This is a genomic window from Kitasatospora sp. NPDC040550 (assembly GCF_055594965.1).
This window is the reverse complement of sequence record NZ_JBVIWC010000029.1, coordinates 61,757-83,979: the sequence shown is the minus strand read 5'-3', so window position 1 is coordinate 83,979 and position 22,223 is coordinate 61,757. Positions and strand designations below refer to the sequence as shown.

Sequence of the window (22,223 nt, the reverse complement as noted above, 5' to 3'; positions counted from 1 at the left end):
CGGTGCGAATGCCGCTCGCGACCCCTGCCCCCCCGCCCCCCCCCTCCCCCCCCCCTTCCCCCCCCCCCCCCCCCCCCTACTCCCCCCCCCCCCCCCCCCCCCCCCCCCCCCCCCGGGCCCGTTCAGCCGAGCGTCTCCTCGACCGGCCGCCGGGGCGTCGGTCACCCGTGCGGGACGACCGCCACCGGGGCCTCGGCGTGGTGCAGTGCCGCGTGGGCGATCCGGCCGAGCCGGGGGCCGAGCTCGATCGGACGGCGGCGCCGGCCCACGACCACCAGCCCGGCCCCGGCGGAGGCCTCCACCAGGCCGCGCGCGGCGCCCAGCCGGACGTCCTCGACCACCTCGACCGCCGGGTGCCGCTCGCGCGGCCCGGCCAGGGCGAGCGACAGCAGCTTCGCCTCCAGCGCCTCCAACTGGGCGACCTCCCCGGCCGGCACGGCCCCGCCCGCGTAGCCGAACAGCGGCGGCAGGTCCCAGCCGTGCACCGCCCGCACCCGGGCGCCGCGCAGGGCGGCCTCCTGGAAGGCGAAGGCGAGCACCTCCTCCTCGGGCGCGTGGGCGTCCACGCCGACCACCACCTCGCCGGACCCCGCCCCCTCGGCGCCCGACCCGACCTCCCGGACCACGACCACCGGCGTGCCGCTGCGCCCGGCCACCGCCATGCTGACCGAGCCGAGCAGCAGCCCGGTGAAGCCGCCGCGTCCGCGCGAGCCGAGCACCAGCAGCTCGGCGTCGGCGGCGGCCGCCACCAGCCCGTCCACCGGGGCGTCCAGCACCGTGTCGGTGTCCACCACGAGCTCCGGGCGACGCCGGCGGACGGCGTCCGCGGCCTCGGCCAGGGTGCGTTCGGCGGCCGCCGGGAGGTCGTCGGGCTCGGCGTAGGAGGACACCCCGTCGGTCAGCCACGGCCAGGCGTGCACCAGCCGCAGCGCCGCCCCGCGCCGCGCCGCCTCCTCGGCCGCCCACTGGGCGGCGGCGGTGCTCGCCGGCGAGCCGTCGACCCCGGCCACCACGGTTGACGTCATGACGGTTCCTCCACTGTCTCGGCACCGGGGACGGCGCGCGCTGACGCCCCGTCCGCTCTGCTCCCACCCTGTCGTCCGCCGACGGCCCGCCGCCAGAGGCCGCAAGCCCCCCGCCCCCAGGACGAAAGACCCCCCGCCGAACAGTACGGGCGACCCCGGCCGCCACTGCGCCGACACCCGGGCACTACGGTTTGTCCAGAGCGTTCCCGCTGGTCGGACGGCCCCGCATCGGCCCGGTCGGGGTGGGTCGGCGGGGCAGGGCGGGAACGAGGAGGACAGCGGTGGGCGGAGCGGACGGCAGCGCGGCGGGTGGCGGCGCGCGGATGCCCCGGCTGCGCCTGGACGAGCTGCTGGAGGAGCTCCAGTGGCGGATCGACGCGGCGCGCGGCACCCAGAACCGGGTGCACAGCCTGCTGGAGGCCGTCCTCGCGGTCGGCCGGGAACTGGACCTCGCCCAGGCGCTGCACCGGATCGTGGAGGCCGCCGTCGACCTGGTGGACGCCCGCTACGGCGCGCTGGGCGTGATCGGCCCGGACGGGCACACCCTGTCGCAGTTCCTGACGGTCGGCCTGTCCGACGCGGAGATCGCAGAGATCGGCCCGCCGCCCTCCGGCCGGGGCATCCTCGGCGAACTGATCCGCCACCCGCAGCCGCTGCGCTGCCCGGTGCTGTCCGAGCACCCGGCCTCGGCCGGATTCCCGGCCGGCCATCCGCCGATGCACACCTTCCTGGGGGTGCCGGTGCGGGTGCACGGCGAGGTGTTCGGGAACCTCTACCTGACCGACAAGCGCGGCGGGCTGGACTTCGACGAGGACGACGAGGCGGTGATCGCCACCCTCGCGGTCGCCGCCGGGGTCGCGATCGACAACGCCCGGCTGTACGAGGAGGCCCAGCTGCGCCAGCGCTGGCTGCGGGCGAGCACCGAGATCACCCGCAGCCTGCTGTCGGGCGCGCCGCGCCTGGAGGTGGTCGAGCTGATCGCCCGCCGGGCCCGGGAGATCGCCGGGGCCGAGCTGGCGGACGTCTCGGTGGCACTGGCCGGGCCGGGAGAGCGGGCCGAGGAACTGGCGGTGGAGGTCGCGCTCGGCGCCGAGCCCGCCGCCCGGCTGGGGGTGACGGTGCCGGTGGACGGCACGCTCTCCGGCGCCGCGTACGCCTCCGGCTCCCCGGCCACCAGCGAGGACCTGGCCTGCGACGCCCGCTTCCCGGCCGGTCCGGCGGGCCGCTTCGACGGGCTGGGCCCGGCCGTGGCGGTGCCGCTGGGCACCGGCCCCGGGTACGGGCGGGGCGTGCTGCTGCTGGCCCGGGCGCAGGGGCAGCCCGCCTTCGGGCCGGACGAGACCGGCCCGCTGCTGGGCTTCGCCGACCAGGCGGCGCTCGCCCTGGAACTGGCCGAACGGCGGCGCGACGCCGAGCAGTTGAACCTGCTGGAGGACCGCGACCGGATCGCGCGGGACTTGCACGACCTGGCCATCCAGCGGCTCTTCGCCACCGGGATGACGCTGCAGAGCGCGACCCGGCTGATCGAGAGCCCGGCCGCCGCCGACCGGGTCGCCCGGGCGGTGGCGGACCTGGACGAGACCATCAAGATCATCCGCTCGACCATCTTCGGCCTGCGCGCCCACAGCGAACCCGACCGCGGCCTGCGCGCCCGCGCCACCCGGGTGGTCACCGAGGCCCAGGGGCCGCTCGGCTTCGCACCCCGGCTCAGCCTGGAGGGGCTGCTGGACACCGACGTCCCGCAGGAGCTGGCCGAGCACGTGGTCGCCGTGCTGGCGGAGGCACTCAGCAACGCCGCCCGGCACGCCCGGGCCCGCCGGGTCGAGGTCACCCTGCGGGCCCTGGCCGGGCGGGTGGTGCTCACCGTCACGGACGACGGCACGGGCATCCCCGAGGGCGGCCGGCGCAGCGGGCTGCGCAACCTCGCCGAACGCGCCGAGCGGGTCGGCGGGGCCTTCACCCACGGCCCGGCGGACGACGCGGGCGGCGGCACCCGGTTGGTGTGGGAGGCCCCGCTCGGGTCCTGACCGGCCACCCCGCACCCGGCCACCCCGCGCCCGGCGCCCCTGTACCCGGTGCCCCCGTATCCGCCGCGCCCGTATCCGCCGCGCCCGTATCCGCCACGCCCACCGCCGTACGGGGGAACTCCGCCGCGGCCCGGCCCCGTAGCGGCGCCACCGCCCCCGGGGCGCCCCTAGCCTGCTTCGCGTCCCCCGAGCGTTGCGCCGAGCCCGCGCCGTGCGCCCCGCCGAGCGTCGAGCACGAGGACGGCCGATGGCCCACGAGTCACCCGCGACCGCCACCCCGACCCCGGGCACCGCCAAGGTGCCGTCCGGGCCGCCGCCCAGCGGGTCGGTGACGGCGCTGCGGCTCGCGGCGGCCGCGGCCGGCGCGCTGCCCGCGGTGGTGCTGCGGCTGGCCGGGATCCACCCCTCGCCGGTGCCGGCCATGCTGCTGTTCGGCCTCGGAGTGCTGTCGGCGGCGCTGCTGCTGATGTGGGCGGCGGAGACCGCCCGGGCGGACATCTCCGGGCCGCTGGCGCTCGCCCTGCTGGCCTTCATCGCGGTGCTGCCCGAGTACGCCGTCGACCTCTGGTTCGCCTACACGGCCGGCACCCGCCCCGAGTACGCCGCCTACGCGGCCGCCAACATGACCGGCGCCAACCGGCTGCTGGTCGGCGTCGGCTGGCCGCTGGTCGCACTGGCCGCGTACCTGGCCGCCCGGCGCCGCGGCGTCGCCCCCGGGATCGTGCTGCGTGAGCACCGCCGGATCGACACCGCGTTCCTGGGGGCCGCCGCGCTGGTGGCCTTCGTGATGCCGGCGATGCGGCGGATCTCCTGGCTGCTCGCCGTGGTGCTGATCGCCTGGTACGCCTACTACCTGTTCCGGATCAGCCGCTGCAGCGAGACCGACGAGGAGGAGCTCGTCGGTGTCCCGGCCCGGCTGGCGCTGCTGCCGAGGGCCCGCCGACGGCCCGTCACCGTCCTGGTGTTCCTCGTGGCCGCGGCCGTGGTCTTCGCCTGCGCCGAGCCCTTCGCCACCTCGCTGGTGGACGCCGGCTCCTCGCTCGGCATCGACCGCTTCCTGCTGGTGCAGTGGCTCGCCCCGCTGGCTTCCGAGGCCCCGGAGCTGATCGTCGCCGTGGTGTTCGCCTGGCGGCTGCGCGGCGACGACGGCCTGGGCGCGCTGCTCTCCAGCAAGGTCAACCAGTGGACCCTGCTGATCGGCTGCCTGCCGCTGGCCCACCTGCTGGGCGGCGGCCCGGCCTCGCTCCCCCTGGTCGAGCGCCAGGTGGACGAGGTGCTGCTGACCGCCGCCCAGACCGTCCTCGCCGTCGTCCTCCTCCTCGACCTGCGGTTCCTGCCCTGGAAGGCCGCTCTGCTGCTGGTGCTGTTCGCCGTCCAGTTCGCCCTGCCCGGTGAGTCCTCCCGGCTGGTGCTCAGCTGGGTCTACCTGGGCCTGGCGCTGCCGCTGCTCGCCCTGCGGCTGCGCGAACTGCCACCCACGGTAAGGGCCTTGGCCGGGCGGATCGCGGGCGACCCGCACTGAGCGGGGCCGACCACCGCGCGGTCGGCGAGCGCGGGGAGCCGAGCGGGTGGGCGGTGAACTCCTCGGGGCGCTCCATGGTCGGACAGTGCCCGGCGTCGTAGGCGCGCGCCTCGGCGTCGTAGCCGAGCACCGTCCTCACCCGAACGAACACGCCGGTCGGGAGCAGTTCACAGTTCCGCCACGGAGCCTTGGAAGAACACCCTCAACATCCATTGTCGCCACGCATGTTCGAAGGTAGAGTCGCCGTTCGCCGAGCACGGATGAGCAGTTCTCAGCGCATTTGGGGCGGGCATGTCAAATAACCACGATTTCCCCCGGGTCGCCCCCGACCTACTTGACGTCTTCCGGGATTTCGCACGTCGAAATCCCCACCGTCCGGCGATCGTCCACCGCGGACCCGCCCTGACCTACGGCCGACTGCTGGAGTCGGCGAACGCCCTGGCCACCCGCCTGGGACCGAACCCCGGCATGGTCGCCGTGCCGGCCGTCCACGCACCGGAAACGGTGGTCGCACTACTCGGCGTGCTGACCGCCGGGGGCACCTATTGCCCCGTCGACCCGGCATTCCCACCGGCCCGCCGACAGGCGATGGCGGCGGCCGCACAGTGCCGCACCACGGTCTCCGGAAGCACCGGCGACCGCCTCCAACTCGCAATCCGATTAGTGGAGTTACCGAAGCCGACCGTAGAACCTCCGAATATCCCCGGGGACCCCCCGGCGCACCCGTCCGCGGTGGCACCGGAACAACCGGCCTGCATTCTCTTCACGTCGGGTTCGACCGGGCAGCCGAAACCCGTCCTGACTCCCCGCCGGGCCGTCACGGCCGTCGCCCACGCGCTGGGCGGGCTGTTCCGGCTCACCCCCGAGGACCTCCGGCGACCGGCCGCCCTCCTGCCTGCGCCTGCTGGTGATCGGCGGGGAGGCGCCCGCACCCGCCCGACCGGCCGACCGGGCCCGGCTGCCGACCGGCGGGATCCGGCTGCTGAACACCTACGGCTGCACCGAGACCACCCGGCTCACCCACGCCGTGGACCTCACCGGCCCAGCGGCGACGCCCGGGCGGGCCTGGGACGGCACCCGCCGGGCGCCGATCGGCCGCGCCCTGCCGCACGTCGTCGAACGCCTCGACGAGCAGGGCGAGTTGCTGATCGGCGGCCCGGCCCTCGCGCTCGGCCACCTCGGCCTGCCCGAGGCCACCGCGGCCCGCTTCACCACCCTGGACGGCGAGCGGTTCTTCCGCACCGGCGACCGCGTGGCCCGCGAGCCGCACGGCACCCTCACCCACCAGGGGCGCCTGGAAGGCGAGTTGAAGGTCCGCGGGATCCGGGTCGACCCGGCCGAGGTGGAGCACCACCTCACCGGCCACCCGGAGGTCGACCGGGCCGGCTGCCACCTGCGGTACGCGGCTCCCCCCGACAGGTCGAAGGAGACCTCCCATGAGCACTGACCGCACCACCTCCGCGACCCCGGCCTCCACGACCCCCGCCCCCGCCGGTACGGAGGCCCTGGCGGCCGTCTTCCGGCGGATCCTGGAACGCGAGGACGTCACCGCCGACTCCGACTTCTTCGAGCTGGGCGGGGACTCCCTGGTCGCCACCCGGGTGCTCAGCGCCGTCGCCCGCACCCACGGCGTCGAGCTGACCTTCGAGGACTTCCTGCTCGCCCCCACCCCGGCCGGCCTGGCCCGACGCATCGCGGCCACCGCATGAACGAGGACCACAGACGCACCGGGGAAGGCCGGCACGCCGAACTCCACCCGCCGGCAGGCGGCTTGGGCCTCAAGACCACCCCCACCAGGATGCTCGGCGCCAGCCGCTTCGCCCTGGCCGCCGACCCGGCCGTGATCTCCGTCCGGCGCCTCGCGTTCTCCCTGCGCTCCGGCGGCGGCCTGCGCCACCTCAACGCCTTCGCCGGCGGCGCCCCGCAGGACCGGAGCGCGGGCGGCGCCCGCGGCTGAGCCCCGCACCACGCCCCGCAGCACACCCAGCAGCACACCTCGTAGCGCATTCCGCAGCACACCCCGCACCCGTCACCACGCCCAGGCGCCCGCCCGAGAGGCCGCGCGCCCGGCACCCCACGTCCGGAGACCGCCATGAGCGACCAGAGTCCCATCGCCCCCCTCGCCGCCCGCGAGCGGCTGATGACCGAACCCGCCCTCGGGGCCGGCAACTTCCTCGACCACGCGGTCGCGGCGAACCCCCACCGTGCGGTGCCGTTCGTCTTCACCCACCGCACCGACCACCGCGGCCAGGTGGTGCTGCGCGGCCACAGCCTGCTCGACCTGGTCGCCCTGCGCGACCGCTACGCCGCCTGGTACCACGCCAACGGGGTGCGCCCGGGCGAGCCGGTCGCCGTGGTGATCGGCGAGGGGCTGGAGCCGCTGCTGCACTTCCTCGCGCTCACCTCGCTCGGCGCCGTCCCCGCGCTGGTCAACGACGCGATGCGGCACGACGTCATGGTGCGCTACCTGGACCACGTGGGCGTGGTCGGCGTGGTCGCCGACGACACCACCCGACTGGCCGCCGCCTACCGCGCCGACCCGCAGCGCCGCCCCCGCTTCCTCGCCCTCGCCGCCGAGGTGCGCGCCTTCGACGCCGCCGCCGTCGAGCTGCCCGCCGAGCACCCGTACCGGCACGCCGACCGGGACGTGGTGGCGCTGATCCACTCCTCCGGGACCACCGGCACCCCCAAATCCACCATGCTGGCGCACCGCGGCTTCTGGGACGGCAAGCAGCCCCGCATGGTGCGCTTCCCCGCCGAACCGTACGACCGGCTGATGTCGCTGATGCCGCACACCCACGCCGGCGGCCTCAGCTACTTCCTCACCGCCGTCCTGCTCGGCCTGCCGACGGTGGTGATGTCCGACTGGCGGCGCGCCGTGGTGGAGCCGGTGATGGAGGCCTTCCAGCCGACCATGGTCGCCTCCTTCCCGCGGACCTTCGTCGAACTGGCCACCGGGGAGCTGCCGGTGCGCGGCGCGGCCCGGGTGCACTCCTGGTTCAACACCGGCGACAGCGCCCACCACGGGCACGTCCGTCGACTGGTCACCCTCGGCGAGCGGCCCGCCGGGCTGATCCGCCCCTGGCTGCTGCCGAGCGAGCGGGCCGAGCACCCCGCCCTGCCCGGTTCGCAGTTCATCGACGGACTGGGCTCCTCCGAGCTGGGCATGGCCCTGTTCGGGCAGGTGACCACGCCGGAGAGCGAACGGGACGACCGCTGTGTCGGCAAGCCGCTCGAAGTCGTCCGCCGGGCCGCCGTGCTGGACCACGACGGCACCGAACTCCCGGACGGCACGGTCGGGTTGCTCGCCGTCGACACGCCTTCGCTGACCCCGGGCTACTGGCACGACGAGCGGCTGACCGCCAGCTTCGAACTGGCCGGCTACTGGCTCACCGGCGACGTCGCCCGCCGGGACGCCGAGGGCCGCTTCCACCACCTCGACCGCACGGTGGACGTCATCGACACCGCCGCCGGCCCGGTCTACAGCCTGCCGATCGAGGAGGTGCTGCTGGCGGACTGCGCCGACCTGGTGCGGGACTGCGCGGTGGTCGGCGTCCCGGCCGGCCCCGGCGCCGGCCAACACCCCATCGCTGTCGTGCAGTTGCAGCCGGACGCGACCGATGCCGACACCGAGGCCGTACGGGCCGCCGCCAACGCGGCGCTGGCCGGGGCCGGGCTGGCCGCCCTCGCCGCCGTCCGGATCGCCCGCACCGCGGAGGACTTCCCGCTCGGCCCGACCGGCAAGGTGCTCAAGCGCGAACTGCGCACCCGCTACGCCACCCTCCTCACCGGCCGGTAAGCCGCCGTGGACCACCCCGTCCTCCGCCGGCCCGAACCACCCGACACCCCCGACACCCCCGCAGCGTCCGGCGCCCCGGCCCGGCGCCACCCCTCCTACGACCCGGTGGACACCCTCCCCGAGGCCGGCCGCCTACCGGCGGGCCGGGCAGTCCGCCGCCACCGCACCCCGAGGAGCACGATGACCACCCCCGCCCCGGCCGGCCCGCTGCGCCGGCTGTGCTGGATCTTCCCCGACCGGGAGTCCTCCCGGATGGCCGAGATGTGGCACGGCTTCTTCTGGGACCTCTACGCCGAGAGCGCCGCCGACCTCGGCCTGCGCTGGACCAGGCACGCCCCGGACGCCGTCAGCGTGGACGCCACCGGCCCCGGCCGCCCCCGGGTGTACGTCGACGACGAGTTGGTGACCCCCGAGGACACCCTCTTCATCACGGCGCTCTACTCGCTGCCGTACCAGTCGATGGACGTCTTCAACCAGTACGCGCTCTACGCGGTGCTCGAACAGGCGGGCTTCTACCTGCCGTTCCCCCCGCAGGTGTCGCTGATCGGCAACGACAAGCTGGCCACCCTGCTGTTCCTGGCCGACTCCCCCGTGCCGACCATCCCGACCGTGCGGATCGGCACCGGGCGGGACACCGCCAAGTACGGCTACGAGGTCGCGCTCGGGCGGATGACCTACCCGGCCATCGTCAAACCGGCCGGCTGGTGCGGCGGCGGCGGGATCAACCTGGCCCGCGACCCGGAGGAGGTCCGCGGCCTGGCCAGCCTCGCCCAGGGCGGCGACACCACCCTGGTGATCCAGCCCTACCTGGGCGACGGCACCATCGACTACCGGGTGTACGTGGTCGACGGCCGGCCGTACGCGGTGATGAAGCGCACCCCCGAGCCCGGTTCCCCGGTCGCCAACGCCAGCCGCGGCGGGGCCATGGAGTTCCCCCCGGTGCCGCCCGAACTCGCCGCCGCCACCGCCTGGTTCGCCGAACGGCTGCCGATCCCGTTCTTCTGCGTCGACTTCCTGTACGACGGCGAGCGGTACTGGTTCTCCGAGCTGGAGCCGGACGGCGTGATCGCCCCGGACCGCACCGACCCGCACCGCACCCTGCAACGGGACGTCACCCGCGCCCGGTTCGCCGCCTACCGGGACGGCCACGCCCGGTGGCTCGCCGACGGCGCCCGCCCGCTCACCCTCGACGCCGTCCCGCGCACCGCCCCCGCCCCCCGGACCGCCCCCTCGCCCGTTCTCGTCCCCGCCCCTGCCCTCCGGACGGACCCCCGATGACCGCCTTCTCGCTGTCCCCCGAGGCCGCCGCGCCCCGGCTGCACGTGGCCCGGCGCACCCTGGACCGGCTGCGCGCCGTGCCCGCCCTGGCCGGGCGCTACCCGCGGCACCTGGACGCCGACTCGCTCGACCGGCTCGCCCAGCTCCCCCCACTGGCCCGGGACGACCTCAACACCGCCCTGGCCCACCTGGAACCGGCCGCCGAAGAGTCCGCCACCTGGCTGTTCCAGAGCGGCGGCAGCACCGGCGCCCCGAAGATCGGCTACGCCCCCACCGGCTTCTACATGGCCGGCGTGCACGCCCACTGGCAGCCGCTCGACCGCACCGACGTCTTCGTCAACGCCTGGGGCGCCGGCCGGATGTGGGGCGCGCACTTCCTCGCCGCCGCCCTCGCCGACCTCTCCGGCTGCCGGATCATCGCCCTCGGCTCGGTCACCAAGGACGAGTACGGCGCCTGGCTGGAGTTCCTCGCCGCCCGGCAGGTCACCGCCATCGGCGGCACCCCCAGCGTGCTGCGGCTCTGGTTCGCCCACGCCCGGGCCGCCGGGCTGCGGCTCCCCTCGCTGCGCAAGGTGCTCTGGCTCGGCGAGGCCTGGCAGCCGCAACTGGACGACGACCTGGCCGAGGTGGCCCCCGGGGCCCGCCGCTGGGGCATGTTCGGCAGCACCGAGACCTGGGTGGTGGGCACCAACACCCCGGACTGCCGGGCCGACGTCTTCCACCCGCTGCCGCACCAACTGGTGCACACCGCCGACGACGGGCTGCTGGACTTCACCACCCTCGACCCCGCCATGCTCAACCCGGTGCTGCGCTACCGCACCGGCGACGCGGGCGAGTTGACCGGCTGCCCGTGCGGGCGCCCCGGGCCCGCCATGCGCGTGCTGGGCCGGCGCGACAGCGTCGTCCAGGTGCGCGGCCTCGGACTGGACGTGGACGAGCTGGTCGCCCGCGCGGAGCGCACCCCGGGCGTGGCCCGCGCCCAGGTGGTGCTCACCGAGCGCGGCGGCCGGGCGACCGGCGTGGAACTCCTGGTGGTGGCCGCCGGCCCGGCGCCCGCCCCGGACGTCGAACGGCTGCGCACCGAGCTGTTCACCGCCACCATCACCCTCGGCACCGCCTTCCAGCACGACCCCGGCTCCTTCCGGGTGCGCCCGGTGGACGAACTGGTCTGCAACGGCCGCACCGGCAAGACCGCCGCCCTGGTCGTCCGGGAGGAGTCATGACGGCCGACACCGCCCGGGCCCGTCCGGCGGAGTCGGGCCGGCCCGCGCCGCTCGGGCGGAGCTTCGCCCTGTTCTGGGCCGGGCAGACCGTCAGCCTGGTCGGCGACAAGGTCACCGTCTTCGTCGTCCCGACCCTGATGATCTTCGTGCTGCACGCCTCCGCCCTCCAGGTCGGCGTGGTCGCGATGGCCCAGTACCTCGGCATCCCGCTGCTCGGGCCGGTCGCCGGAGTGCTGGTCGACCGCTGGGACAAGCGCCTCACCATGCTGGTCTGCGACCTGGTCCGGCTGGCCGCCGTCGCCGCCGTCCCGCTCGCCTACGCCCTGGACGCGCTGTCCACCCCGCTGCTGTTCGCCTGTGTGGCCGTCATCAGCGGCGCGACCATCTTCTTCAACGTCGGCTACCTGGTCGCCGTCCCCGCCGTCGTCCCCGAGGACGGCATGGTCCGCGCCTACTCCCGGCTGGAGGGCAGCGGCTCGGTCGCCGAGGTCGCCGGGCCGTCCATCGCCGCCGCCCTCTACAGCGCGCTCGGCGTGGCCGCGCTGCTGGTCGACGCGGCCAGCTACCTGGTCTCGGCGGCCTGCTTCCGCCGGATGCGCCCCTGGGGCGAGCGGACCGTCGAGGAGGGCTCGGTCCGGGAGCGGCTGACCCGCGGCTTCCGGCTCAACTGGGCCGACCCGGTGCTGCGCCGGGTGGTGCTGGCGGCCGTGGTGCTGAACTGCGGCGGGCCGGTGTACGTCACCGTGCTGCCCGTCCTCGCCTACCGTGGCCTGGGCGTCCAGGTCGGCGTCTTCGGCGCCGCCATGTCGGTCGCGGCGCTCGGCGCCCTGCTCGGGGCCGTGGTCGCCCCCCGGCTCTCCCGGCGGTTCGGCCTCGGCCGGACGATGGCCTGGTCGCTGCTGCTGCACTGCCTGGTCGGCCTCGGCGTGCTCGCCGCGCCCGCGCTGCCGCCCGGCCCGGTGATCGCCGTGACCATGGGCTGCTACGGCTTCTTCATGTCCTGCATCAACGTGTGCAGCGCCCCCGCCCGGCAGTCCCGGATGTCCGCGCGCAACCAGGGCGTGATGCACGCCGCCTTCCGGACCGTCACCTGGGGCGTCATCCCGCTCGCCGCCCTGGTCGGCGGCCTCGCCGTCTCGCTGCTCACCGGACCGCTCGGCGTCCTGGACGCCGCCCGCCTCACCATGGCCGGCGGCACCCTGCTGGCGGCCTGCTCCTTCGTCCCCGCGCTCGGCCTCCAGCCGCTGCTGGACGCCGCCGAGCGCGCGAGGACCGAGGCGGCGGGCGCCAGGGCGGTCACCGGGACCACGACGGAGCAGGGCGCCGCGTGAACGAGCCCGACGCCGTGGACCCTGCCGGACGGGTCCTGCTGATCACCGGCACCTCCTCCGGCATCGGCCTGGCCACCGCCCTCGCCGCCGCCCGGGCCGGCTACACCACCGTCGCGACCCTGCGCGCGCCCGAGCGCGCCGGTCCGCTGCGGGCCGCCGCCGAGGCCGCCGGGGTAGCGGTGGACGTCCGCCGGCTGGACGTCACCGACCCCGACTCGGTCACCGACTGCCTGGCCGCCGTGCACCGCCGGTACGGGCGGCTGGACGCCGTCGTCAACAACGCCGGCGTCTCCAACTCCGACCCCACCCTGGAGATGTCCACCGACGCGGCGCTGCGCGCCAACCTGGACGTCAACTTCTTCGGCGTCGCCACCGTCAGCCGGGCCGCCCTGCCGCTGCTCCGCGCCGCCGGCGGCCGGCTGGTCACCGTCGGCAGCGTGCACGGCGTGGTCGGGCAGCCCTTCAACGAGGCGTACTGCGCGGCGAAGTTCGCCGTCGAGGGCTTCATGGAGGCGCTCGCCCCGGTCGCGGCGGCGCACGGGGTCCGGGTCTCGGTGGTGGTGCCGGGCTTCGTCCCGGACACCGGGTTCGGCGTCTTCCCCGACGTCAACCGGGCCACCCTGCACGCCGCCTCCGGCCCGTACGCGGACACCTTCGCCGACTACCTGGACTGGGTCGGCGGCGCGGGCTGGGAGTCGGCCGGCCAGCCCGCCCGGGAGGTCGCCGAGGTCGTGCTCCGCACCCTGCGCGAGCCGCGGCCGCCCTTCCGGGTGCCCACCAACGCCTGGGCCGCCGACTACCTGGCCGCCAAGCTCGCCGACCCGGACGGCTCCACCGTCCAGGCCCTCGCCCGCGGCTGGCTCGGGCGGCCCGCGGCCGCCCACTGAGCTCCCGAACCCCGCCACCGACCCGCTTCCAGCCCCACGGAGTCCCGCCATGCCCGCCAAACCCCTGGCCGAGCTGATCCGCTTCGCCCGCGCCAACTCGCCCTTCTACGCCGAGCTCTACCGCGAGCTGCCCGAGACGGCCGACCGGCTCGACCAGCTCCCGGTGATCGACCAGACCGCCTTCTGGGCCGCCAACACCTGGCCCGACAACCGCGTGCTGACCGGCCCGCTCACCGACGCCGGCGTCTACAAGACCGGCGGTACCACCGGCGTCCCCAAGTTCTCGCCCTGGACCCGCACCGAACACGCCGACTCGGTCACCGCCTTCGGCGCCGGCCTGGTCCGGGCCGGCCTGCGGCCCGGGCACCGGGTGGCGAACCTGTTCACCGCCGGCGAGCTCTACGGCGGCTTCCTCTACATCGAGAACGCCCTGCACCACGCACCGGTCGACAACGTGCGCCTCGGCGTCGGCGGCGCCGCCCCGGACGGCTACATCGCCGACCTGATCACCGGCTTCGGCGTGCACGTCCTGGCCGGCGAGCCGATGAAGCTCAGCGCCGTGGCCGAGTGCCTGGTCGCCCGCGGCGAACGCGCCGACGGCGTCGAACTGCTGCTGTTCGGCGGCGACCTGCTCTTCGCCGACCTGCGCCCGCTGCTCACCCGGGCCTTCCCCAACGCGGCCGTCGCCTCGGTCGGTTACGCCTCCAACGACGCCGGGCTGGTCGGCGCGCCCGTCCCCGGCGACGACGTCCGGGTGCACGAGGCCTTCGCCGACCGCACCGTGGTCGAGCTGCTCGACGAGGTCACCGGCGAGCCCGTCACCACCCCCGGCACGCCCGGCCGCGTCGTGGTCACCAACCTGTTCCGCACCCTGATGCCGATCCTGCGCTACCCCACCGGCGACCGCGCCGCCTGGGTCGACGGCGAGTGCCGCCGCTTCCGCCTGCTCGGCCGCACCACCGAGGGCGCCCGGGTGGGCACCGTCACCCTGCCCACCGAGGAGATCCGCAGCGTGCTGGTCGCCGCCGACCCGGACCGGCACATCGCCGGGATGCAGCTGGTTCAGCGCCGTTGGGACGGCCGCGACGGGGTCATCCTGCGGCTCGGCCACATCGGCCAGCCGCCGCCCGCCGACCTCGCCGACCGACTGGTCGACGCCGTGCACCGGGCCCTGCCGCTCTACCCGTCCGAGGCCGCCCTCGGCAGCATCCACCCGCTCACGGTGGAGTGGGTGCCGCGCTCGGAGCTGGTCACCAACCCGCGGACCGGCAAGCTCCAGCAGGTCCTGGACGAGCGGCCCCGGGAGTAGCGGGAGCAACGGGAGCGGGAGCAGGGCGACGCGCTGTCAGCACCCTGTCGGCGGCCCGCCGGTGCCCTGCCGGTGGGCCGCCGGTGGGCCGCCGGTGCTGTCAGCGGTCTGTCCGTGTCCTGTGGGTGACGCCGCGCAGTCTGGTCGTCGACAGCAGCACCGCACCCACCGGAGGCCCACCATGACGACCACCGTGACGACCACCCCCCTCCCGCACATCACCCCGGCGCACCCCGGCGCCGCCGAACCCCGCGCCTCGGTCCTGGTGTCCGGCGCCGGCATCGCCGGCACGGCACTCGCCTACTGGCTCCGGCGCTACGGCTTCCGCGTCACCGTCGTGGAGCGCGCCCCCGGCCTGCGCGGCGGCGGTCAGGCCGTGGACATCCGCGGCAACGCCCTGGAGGTCGTCGACCGGATGGGGCTGCTCACGGAGATCCGGGCCCGCCGGACCGGCCTGCGCGGCATGTCCCTGGTCGACGGGGACGGGCGCGAGCTGCGCCGCACCACCGAGTGGACGGTCAGCGGCGGGCCGGTCGGCGGCCCCGACGTGGAGATCCTGCGCGACGAACTGGCGGAGCTGATCGCCGCAGCCGCCGGGCCGGGCGTCGAGTACCGCTTCGACGACACCGTCGACACCCTGGTCCAGCACGGCGAGGGCGTCCAGGTCCGCTTCCGGAACGGCGAGGAGCGGTCCTTCGACCTGGTCGTCGGCGCCGACGGCCTGCACTCCAACACCCGTCGCCTGGTCTTCGGACCGGAGCGCGACTACCTGCACCCCGTCGGCTGCTACGTGGCCGGCTGGAGCGTCCCCAACCACCTCGGCCTCGACCGCTGGGAGGTCGTCCACCGGGGCGAGGACGGCTGGGGCTGCATGGTGATGACCGTCCGCGACAACACCGAACTGCGGGTCTTCGTCGACTTCTCCACCGACGAGCCGCTCGAGCGGATGCTGCCCCGCGACCGCGCCGAACAGCGCGAGCTGATCGCCGAGCGCGCCGCCCACCTGCGCTGGGAGGTGCCGCGCTTCCTGGCCGGGATGTGGGACACCGAGGCCTTCCACTACGACGTCGTGGCCCAGATCCGGATGGACCGCTGGTCCCAGGACCGGGTCGCCCTGCTCGGCGACGCCGGCTACTGCTGCTCCCCGTTCACCGGCCAGGGCACCAGCGTGGCGCTGACCGCCGCCTACGTCCTGGCCGGGGAACTGCACGCGGCCGACGGCGACCACCGCACCGCCTTCCCCGCCTACGAGCAGCGGCTGCGCGGCCACGTCGCGGCCAACCAGGCCATCCTCGACCTGAACCGCGACCACGACGGGGACGACGCGGGGCCGCTCGGCGACACGGACGCCGACGGCGTCCCGGGCTTCGACCGGCCCGGCCCGGAACTGGACGCGGTCTTCCGGGCCGCCACCGCCTTCGACCTGCCCGCCTACGCCTGACCCTGAGGACGTGGACGGCACCGCTCGGGGGTCCGGCCTCCCGGCACCGGGACGCCCTGGACCAGGCACCGGCCGATGACCAGCTCCGGCGCCCGCTTCCGGTCGAGCTCACGGGGCCGGACCCGGGCCGGGCCCCCTCGCGAGGGCCGGTGGTCCCGCCGAGCGACCCACCCCGGCCGGGCCGTCAGCCCCGGCCGAAGCGCAGCGGCGACGGCTGGGCGGCGGCCGACTGCCGCAGCTCGGTGGCGATCAGCGCCGCCTGCACCCGGCGCTCGACGCCGAGCTTGGCCAGCAGCCGGGACACGTGGTTCTTCACCGTCTTCTCCGCGAGGTAGAGCCGCTCACCGATCTGCCGGTTGGTCAGGCCCTCCCCGATCAGCGCCAGCACCTCCTGCTCGCGCGCCGTCAGCCCCGGCCCGGCGGTCACCGGCCGGGCGGGCTCGGCGTCGCTGCGCAGCCGGTTCAGCAGCCGGGTGGCCGCGCCGGGGTCGAGCATCGACCGGCCGGAGGCCACGGTACGAACGGCGGCGACCAGGTCGGTGCCGCTGATCTGCTTCAACACGTACCCGGCGGCGCCCGCCATCACGGCGTCCAGCAGCGCTTCCTCGTCGTCGAAGGAGGTCAGCATCAGACAGGCCAGGTCGGGCATCCTCGACCGGAGTTCACGGCAGACGGACACCCCGTCGCCGTCCCCCAGCCGGACGTCCAGCACCGCCACGTCGGGCCGCAGCGCCGGCACCCGCACCAGGGCCTGCTCGGCCGTCGCGGCCTCCCCGACCACCTCCAGGTCCGGCTCACCGTCCAGCAGGTCGTGCACTCCGCGGCGCACCACCTCGTGGTCGTCCAGCAGGAACACCCGGACCGGCGCCGATGCCCCGACGCCCTCCGCCTCGGTCGCCATCACGTGGTTCCACCTTCGTCACCCCCGCACACTCCCGGCGGGGTCCACCGCATCATCCCCCGCCCTCCCCCGGTGGCCCAGGGCCCAAGGACCCCATTCGCCGGTCACCGTCCCCCGTCCCTTCCGCCGTCCCGGGACGTCCCGCGCTGGTGGGACGTCCGGCGCGCTGTTTGGCTGAGGACCGCCCGCCCGGACTCCGTACCGGGCCGATCCGGGAAGGAACCCCGTCATGCGGACGAAGCTCGCCCTCAGGACCACCCTCGCCCTCGCCACCGCGGCCGCGACGCTCACCCTGGCCGCCCCGGCCCAGGCCTCGCCCAGCGCCTCCTACATCGGCGACGGCTACCCGAACGGCTACAACTCCGTCCACTGCGTGCAGACGCTCCTCAACGACTGGGTCGTCAACGTCGCGGGCGACTCGGGCGGCCGGGTGCAGGAGGACGGCATCTGGGGCCCGAAGACCAAGGCCCTGGTGGTCCGCTACCAGACGGTCCAGAGCCACAGCAACCCGAGTGTCGTCCCGGACGGCATCGTGGGCAAGATCACCGGCGACATCATGATCTACAGCAACACCCAGCCCTGCTACAAGTACATCCCGACCTTCTACTGATCCCGCCGAACCCGTCCGGCCCGTGCCGTCCCCTTCCGGCGCGGGCCGGACGCCGTCGTCGGGCGGGCGGTCCTGACGGCACCTCAGCGCTCCCGGCGCCGGACGTTCCCCAGGCCCACCAGGAGGAAGGCCAGCGCCACGCCCGCCCCGCCGAACGCCGCCAGGGCCGCCTTCGCGGCCGAGCCGCCGCCGTCGGTGAGCAGGATCGCCACCGCGCCCAGCGCGGCCACGGCCGCGCCCACCAGCAGCCGACCCGCCAGGACGACGGCCGTCGACCGCCCGCTCCGCGGTACCGGCCCGGCGTCGAGCGCGGCCCAGCGGGCCGCGGTCTCCCGCTGCTCGCCGCGTCGGTCCCACAGCGCCCGCACCCGTAGGGCCGTGCCGCCGACCAGCCCGGCGAGGGCCACCTGGGCGGCGGGGCGCCAGTCGGGACAGGCGAGCAGCAGCCCGCCGGCCAGCGCGAGCGCGGCCCACCAGAGCACGCAGGCCGCCGCGGCGGTCCGGGTGGAGCGGGGCCGGTCGACTCCGGCCCGGAGGTCGGCGATGGCGGGCAGGTACCAGACGCAGCCGCTCGCGGTGAGCGCGGCGGTGCCGATGGCGAGGACGGTGTGGGTCATGGGCCGACCTTCCGGTGTCGCACGGGGAGTGACGGAGCTGACGGAGCTGACGAAACTGACGAAGACGACGGGATGACGGGGCACGGGGAGCCGTCCCCGCCCGCCCGGGGGCAGCGGCGCGGGCGGGAACGGCGTTCGAGGGGGCGGGGCCTCAGTCGTCGATGGTCGAGGCCCGGGCCCGTTCCGCCCGGCTCAGCGGGCGGTCGTACTTCACCGGCTCCACGTCGCCCAGGTGCGACGCCGGCTTCCCGGTGTGCACCAGCACGTCCCGGGCGGCGATGTCCGGGTGGTGGAGGTCGAAGGCCGGGGATTCGGAGCGGATCCGGGGCAGCGTGACGAAGTTGTGCCGGGGCGGCGGGCAGGAGGTGGCCCACTCCAGCGAGCGGCCCCAGCCCCACGGGTCGTCCGAGCCGACCCGCTCGCCGTACTTGGCGGTCTTCCAGACGTTGTAGAGGAACGGCAGGATCGACAGGCCGAGCAGGAACGACCCGATGGTCGAGACGGTGTTCAGCGTGGTGAATCCGTCCGAGGCCAGGTAGTCGGCGTACCGGCGCGGCATGCCCTCGGCGCCGAGCCAGTGCTGCACCAGGAAGGTCGCGTGGAAGCCGACGGTGAGCGTCCAGAAGGTGATCCTGCCGAGGCGCTCGTCGAGCTTCTTGCCCGTCATCTTGGGCCACCAGAAGTGGAAGCCGGCGAACATCGCGTACACCACCGTGCCGAACAGGGTGTAGTGGAAGTGGGCGACGACGAAGTACGAGTCGGAGACGTGGAAATCGATCGGCGGCGCGGCGAGCAGCACGCCCGTCAGCCCGCCGAACAGGAAGGTGACCAGGAAGCCGACCGTCCAGAGCATCGGTGTCTCGAAGCTCAGTGAGCCCTTCCACATGGTGCCGACCCAGTTGAAGAACTTGACGCCGGTCGGCACCGCGATCAGGAAGGTCATGAAGGAGAAGAAGGGCAGCAGCACCTGCCCGGTCACGTACATGTGGTGCGCCCACACCGTCACCGAGAGCCCGGCGATGGCCACCGTGGCGGCGATCAGGCCCGCGTAGCCGAACATCGGCTTGCGGCTGAACACCGGGATGACCTCGGAGACGATCCCGAAGAAGGGCAGCGCCAGGATGTACACCTCGGGATGCCCGAAGAACCAGAACAGGTGCTGCCAGAGCATCGCCCCGCCGTTGGCCGGGTCGAAGACGTGCGAGCCGAACTTGCGGTCGCACTCCAGGGCGAGCAGTGCGGCGGCCAGCACCGGGAAGACCAGCAGCACCAGCACCGAGGTGAGCAGTACGTTCCAGCAGAAGATGGACATCCGGAACATGGTCAGGCCGGGCGCGCGCATGCAGATGATCGTGGTGATGAAGTTGACCGCGCCGAAGATGCTGCCGAAGCCGGACAGCGTCACTCCCATGATCCACATGTCGGAGCCGACGCCCGGCGAGTGGACGGCGTCGGAGAGCGGCGCGTAGAGGAACCAGCCGAAGTCGGCGGCCCCCTGCGGGGTGGCGAAGCCCGCGGCGGCGATCAGCGAGCCGAACACGAACAGCCAGTAGGAGAGCATGTTCAGACGCGGGAACGCCACGTCGGGGGCGCCGAGTTGCAGCGGCATGATCCAGTTCGCGAAGCCGGTGAACAGCGGCATCGCGAACAGCAGCAGCATCACCGAGCCGTGCATGGTGAAGGCCTGGTTGAACTGCTCGTTGGAGAGGATCTGCGTTCCGGGGCGGGCGAGTTCGGCGCGCATGACCAGCGCGAGGATGCCGCCGATCAGGAAGAACGCGAACGAGGACACCAGGTACATGGTGCCGATCGTCTTGTGGTCGGTGGTGGTCAGCAGCCTGATCACGGCCGAGCCGGGTCGGCGGGGCCGAACCGGCCCCGCCGACACGGGCGTTGGCGGCGGGGACGGGTCGCCCGGTGCCTGGGTGGCGCTCAAGGACGCGCTCCTTCGGAACGTCGTGCGAATGGATGGCGATCCATGATCCGAACGCACGCCCCGTGCACCCCAGGGCCGTTGGGCCCGCCCGCCCGGGGTCGCTGGGCCCGAGTTCCCGGCCGTGACCGGGACCTCCCGGCCGGGACCGGCCCGGACCCCGGGCCGATTCGGCCCGTCGACACGCGAGCCCGTCAGGCCGTCAGGCCGTCAGGCCGTCAGGCCGTCAGGCCGTCAGGCCGTCAGGCCGTCAGTCGGGCGATCTGTCCGCGCTCCAGCGCCGCGTACACCACGCCGTCCGGGCCGACGGCGATCCCGTGCGGCTCGGCGCCCCGGCCGGGGATGGCGTGGCCGTCCAGCCGCCCGTCGGGGGTGAGCACGCCGATCCGGCCGGCGGCCCACTCGGTGAACCAGAGCCGCCCGTCCGGGCCGACGGTGATCGCGTGCGGTCTGGCCTCCCGGTCGGCGAGCGGGTACTCCGTCACCTCCCCGTCCACGGTGATCCGCCCGACCAGCCCGCCGCCGATCCCGACGTACCAGAGCGCGCCGTCCGCACCGGCGGTGATCCCGACCGGCGCGGTGCCTGCGGTGGGCAGCCGGTGGACGGTCACCGCGCCGTCGGTGCTCACCCGGGCGATCGCATCGGCCTGGTTGAGCGAGCACCACAGCGCGCCGTCCGGCCCGGCGGTGATGTGCGCCGGGAACGCCCCCTCCACGGGCAGCGGGTGTTCCGTCACCTCCCCGTCCACGGTGATCCGTCCGACCACGTCGGCGTTGACCTCGGTGAACCAGAGCGCCCCGTCCGGCCCGGTGACGATCCCGCCCGGCCCGACGCCCGTCGCCGACAGCGCGAAGGAGGAGACCTCGCCGTCCACCGTGATCCGTCCGATCCGGCCGACGTTCATCTCGGCGTACCAGAGCGCGCCGTCCGGGCCGGCGGTGATCACCGACGGCGCGCAGCGCGGCGCGCCGAGCCCGAACCGCCGCACCGAGCCGTCCGGCGCCAGCCGCCCGATCTCCCCGGCGCGGATGAGCGTGAACCACACCCCGCCGTCGGGCCCCATCGTGATCCCGTACGGCCCGTCCCCCGCCTCGGCCACGTCGATCAGTTCCACCCGTACCCCTCTCAAGCTATCGCGAACTCCGTCGCATTAGCGATGCTCGCACGCCCGCCTCACCCCGGGCAACCGCATTCACCCGGGATCGGTGCCCAGCCCCCGCAGCACCGAGATCACGCCCATGCCCGCCGCGCAGACCGGCACCGCCAGCAGGGCGCCGATGATGCCCGCGATGCCGGAGCCGGCCACCACGGCGACCATGATGGTCGCCGGGTGCAGCTCGACCGTCCGGCTCTGGATGATCGGCTGCAGGATGTTGCCCTCGATCATCTGCACCGTCAGCACCACCCCGAGCGCCCACAGTGCCGTACCCAGACCGCCGTCGGCGAGGGCCACCAGCACCGCGACGGTGCCGGACAGGAAGGCGCCCACGAAGGGGATGTACGCCCCCATGAAGACCAGCGCGCCCAGGCCCGGGGCGCCGGGGACGCCCAGGGCGAGCAGGCCGACGGTGATGAAGCCCGCGTCGATCAGGGCGATCAGGGTGGTGCCGCGCATGAAGCCGGCCATCGCCTCGAAGGCCCGCTCGGCGCAGGCCACCACCGTCTCGGCGCCGCGCCCGGGCAGGTGGGCGCGGATGCTGTCGCCGGTGCGGTGGCCGTCCCGCAGGAAGAAGAACACCAGGGCCAGGGCCAGCACCGCGCCGGTGATCAGCTGGGTGAGCAGGCCGAGGCCGGACAGCACGCCGTTGGTCAGCGTCGAGACCAGCGAGTTGGTCTCACCCTTGGCGTTGGTCAGCGCGTGCTCGACCTTCGCCCCGAACGGCCCCAGCCACTCGGCCAGCCGGCGGCCGGCCGCCGGGAGCGAGCCGGCGATCTGCGGGGCGCTGTGCACCAGGGAGTTGACCAGCAGGACGATCACCCCGGCCACCGCCGCGACCAGCAGGACGCAGGTCAGCCCGGCCGCCAGGCTCCGGCTGACACCCCGCCGGACCATCCAGGGCACCACCGGGTACAGCAGCGAGGCCCCCAGCAGCGCCAGGATGAACGGCACGGTCGCGGCCCGCAGCTCGACCAGCGCGAACACCACCAGCGAGCCCACGGTGATCAGCAGGATCACCGCCACCGACCAGGCGGCCGCCTGCCGCACGGCGGGCGGCAGCATCAGGTACGGCCTGCGGTGGTCGGGCGGGCCACCGGACGGGCGCTCCACGGACACGGCCACCTCCGCCGGGATCGTCATCGGGTCCGGCGGCGACGAGT

General features: G+C 74.9%; 18 protein-coding genes and 2 pseudogenes. 14 read left to right on the top strand and 6 right to left on the bottom strand.

What is annotated here, in order from left to right:
- Nucleotides 1-161 precede the first annotated feature (161 nt).
- The gene (locus tag ACZ58X_RS33285; RefSeq protein ID WP_470337309.1) at nt 162-1,025 is read right to left on the bottom strand and encodes a universal stress protein; all 864 of its coding nucleotides are present in this window, start codon (nt 1,023-1,025) and stop codon (nt 162-164) included.
- A 323-nt stretch (nt 1,026-1,348) separates the two neighbouring features.
- On the opposite strand from ACZ58X_RS33285, the gene ACZ58X_RS33280 reads away from it, so the two are divergent.
- From ACZ58X_RS33280 to ACZ58X_RS33220, 13 genes and pseudogenes are all read left to right on the top strand, one after another.
- Nucleotides 1,349-3,052, top strand: a complete 1,704-nt coding sequence (locus tag ACZ58X_RS33280; protein ID WP_470337325.1) for a sensor histidine kinase — start codon at nt 1,349-1,351, stop codon at nt 3,050-3,052.
- 247 nt (nt 3,053-3,299) lie between these two features.
- Nucleotides 3,300-4,574 (top strand): hypothetical protein, encoded by a 1,275-nt coding sequence (locus ACZ58X_RS33275; protein WP_470337308.1) that lies wholly within the window; start codon nt 3,300-3,302, stop codon nt 4,572-4,574.
- Between the two features lie 291 nt (nt 4,575-4,865).
- A pseudogene (locus tag ACZ58X_RS33270) lies at nt 4,866-5,402 on the top strand (AMP-binding protein); the annotation flags it as partial.
- 64 nt (nt 5,403-5,466) lie between these two features.
- A pseudogene (locus ACZ58X_RS33265) lies at nt 5,467-6,021 on the top strand (AMP-binding protein); the annotation flags it as partial.
- Nucleotides 6,011-6,283: a phosphopantetheine-binding protein gene (locus ACZ58X_RS33260; RefSeq protein ID WP_470337307.1), complete on the top strand. Its 273-nt coding sequence runs from the start codon at nt 6,011-6,013 to the stop codon at nt 6,281-6,283. The pseudogene ACZ58X_RS33265 and the gene ACZ58X_RS33260, both read left to right, overlap by 11 nt.
- Entirely contained in the window at nt 6,280-6,531 is a 252-nt protein-coding gene (locus ACZ58X_RS33255) for a hypothetical protein (RefSeq protein WP_470337306.1), read from the top strand. The genes ACZ58X_RS33260 and ACZ58X_RS33255 overlap by 4 nt, the downstream gene beginning before the upstream one ends.
- 135 nt (nt 6,532-6,666) lie before the next feature.
- Nucleotides 6,667-8,373, top strand: coding sequence for a class I adenylate-forming enzyme family protein (locus ACZ58X_RS33250; protein ID WP_470337305.1), 1,707 nt, complete (start codon nt 6,667-6,669; stop codon nt 8,371-8,373).
- 6 nt (nt 8,374-8,379) lie between these two features.
- A complete protein-coding gene (locus ACZ58X_RS33245) occupies nt 8,380-9,651 on the top strand; it encodes an ATP-grasp domain-containing protein (protein WP_470337304.1) in 1,272 nt (423 codons plus the stop codon).
- Nucleotides 9,648-10,874 (top strand): AMP-binding protein, encoded by a 1,227-nt coding sequence (locus ACZ58X_RS33240; protein ID WP_470337303.1) that lies wholly within the window; start codon nt 9,648-9,650, stop codon nt 10,872-10,874. Before ACZ58X_RS33245 ends, ACZ58X_RS33240 begins: the two co-directional genes overlap by 4 nt.
- On the top strand, nt 10,871-12,205 hold the full coding sequence (locus ACZ58X_RS33235; protein ID WP_470337302.1) for an MFS transporter: 1,335 nt from the start codon (nt 10,871-10,873) through the stop codon (nt 12,203-12,205). The genes ACZ58X_RS33240 and ACZ58X_RS33235 overlap by 4 nt, the downstream gene beginning before the upstream one ends.
- Nucleotides 12,202-13,092 (top strand): SDR family NAD(P)-dependent oxidoreductase, encoded by an 891-nt coding sequence (locus tag ACZ58X_RS33230; RefSeq protein WP_470337301.1) that lies wholly within the window; start codon nt 12,202-12,204, stop codon nt 13,090-13,092. Before ACZ58X_RS33235 ends, ACZ58X_RS33230 begins: the two co-directional genes overlap by 4 nt.
- Before the next feature lie 49 nt (nt 13,093-13,141).
- Nucleotides 13,142-14,401 carry a phenylacetate--CoA ligase family protein gene (locus tag ACZ58X_RS33225; RefSeq protein WP_470337300.1) on the top strand — a complete coding sequence of 420 codons (1,260 nt, stop codon included), beginning with the start codon at nt 13,142-13,144 and terminating at the stop codon, nt 14,399-14,401.
- Between the two features lie 181 nt (nt 14,402-14,582).
- Nucleotides 14,583-15,842: an FAD-dependent monooxygenase gene (locus ACZ58X_RS33220; protein WP_470337299.1), complete on the top strand. Its 1,260-nt coding sequence runs from the start codon at nt 14,583-14,585 to the stop codon at nt 15,840-15,842.
- 184 nt (nt 15,843-16,026) lie between these two features.
- Here ACZ58X_RS33220 and ACZ58X_RS33215 read toward each other — a convergent pair whose 3' ends face one another.
- A complete protein-coding gene (locus tag ACZ58X_RS33215) occupies nt 16,027-16,743 on the bottom strand; it encodes a response regulator (RefSeq protein WP_470337298.1) in 717 nt (238 codons plus the stop codon).
- Between the two features lie 229 nt (nt 16,744-16,972).
- On the opposite strand from ACZ58X_RS33215, the gene ACZ58X_RS33210 reads away from it, so the two are divergent.
- Nucleotides 16,973-17,353, top strand: coding sequence for a peptidoglycan-binding domain-containing protein (locus ACZ58X_RS33210; protein ID WP_470337297.1), 381 nt, complete (start codon nt 16,973-16,975; stop codon nt 17,351-17,353).
- A gap of 83 nt (nt 17,354-17,436) precedes the next feature.
- On the opposite strand, the gene ACZ58X_RS33205 is transcribed toward ACZ58X_RS33210, so the two are convergent.
- From ACZ58X_RS33205 to ACZ58X_RS33190, 4 genes are all read right to left on the bottom strand, one after another.
- Entirely contained in the window at nt 17,437-17,970 is a 534-nt protein-coding gene (locus ACZ58X_RS33205; protein WP_470337296.1) for a hypothetical protein, read from the bottom strand.
- Between the two features lie 151 nt (nt 17,971-18,121).
- On the bottom strand, nt 18,122-19,858 hold the full coding sequence (gene ctaD, locus ACZ58X_RS33200) for an aa3-type cytochrome oxidase subunit I (protein ID WP_470337324.1): 1,737 nt from the start codon (nt 19,856-19,858) through the stop codon (nt 18,122-18,124).
- 287 nt (nt 19,859-20,145) lie between these two features.
- On the bottom strand, nt 20,146-21,018 hold the full coding sequence (locus ACZ58X_RS33195; RefSeq protein ID WP_470337295.1) for a Vgb family protein: 873 nt from the start codon (nt 21,016-21,018) through the stop codon (nt 20,146-20,148).
- Between the two features lie 78 nt (nt 21,019-21,096).
- Complete coding sequence (locus ACZ58X_RS33190) at nt 21,097-22,179, bottom strand: AI-2E family transporter (RefSeq protein WP_470337294.1); 1,083 nt, start codon at nt 22,177-22,179, stop codon at nt 21,097-21,099.
- Nucleotides 22,180-22,223 lie beyond the last annotated feature (44 nt).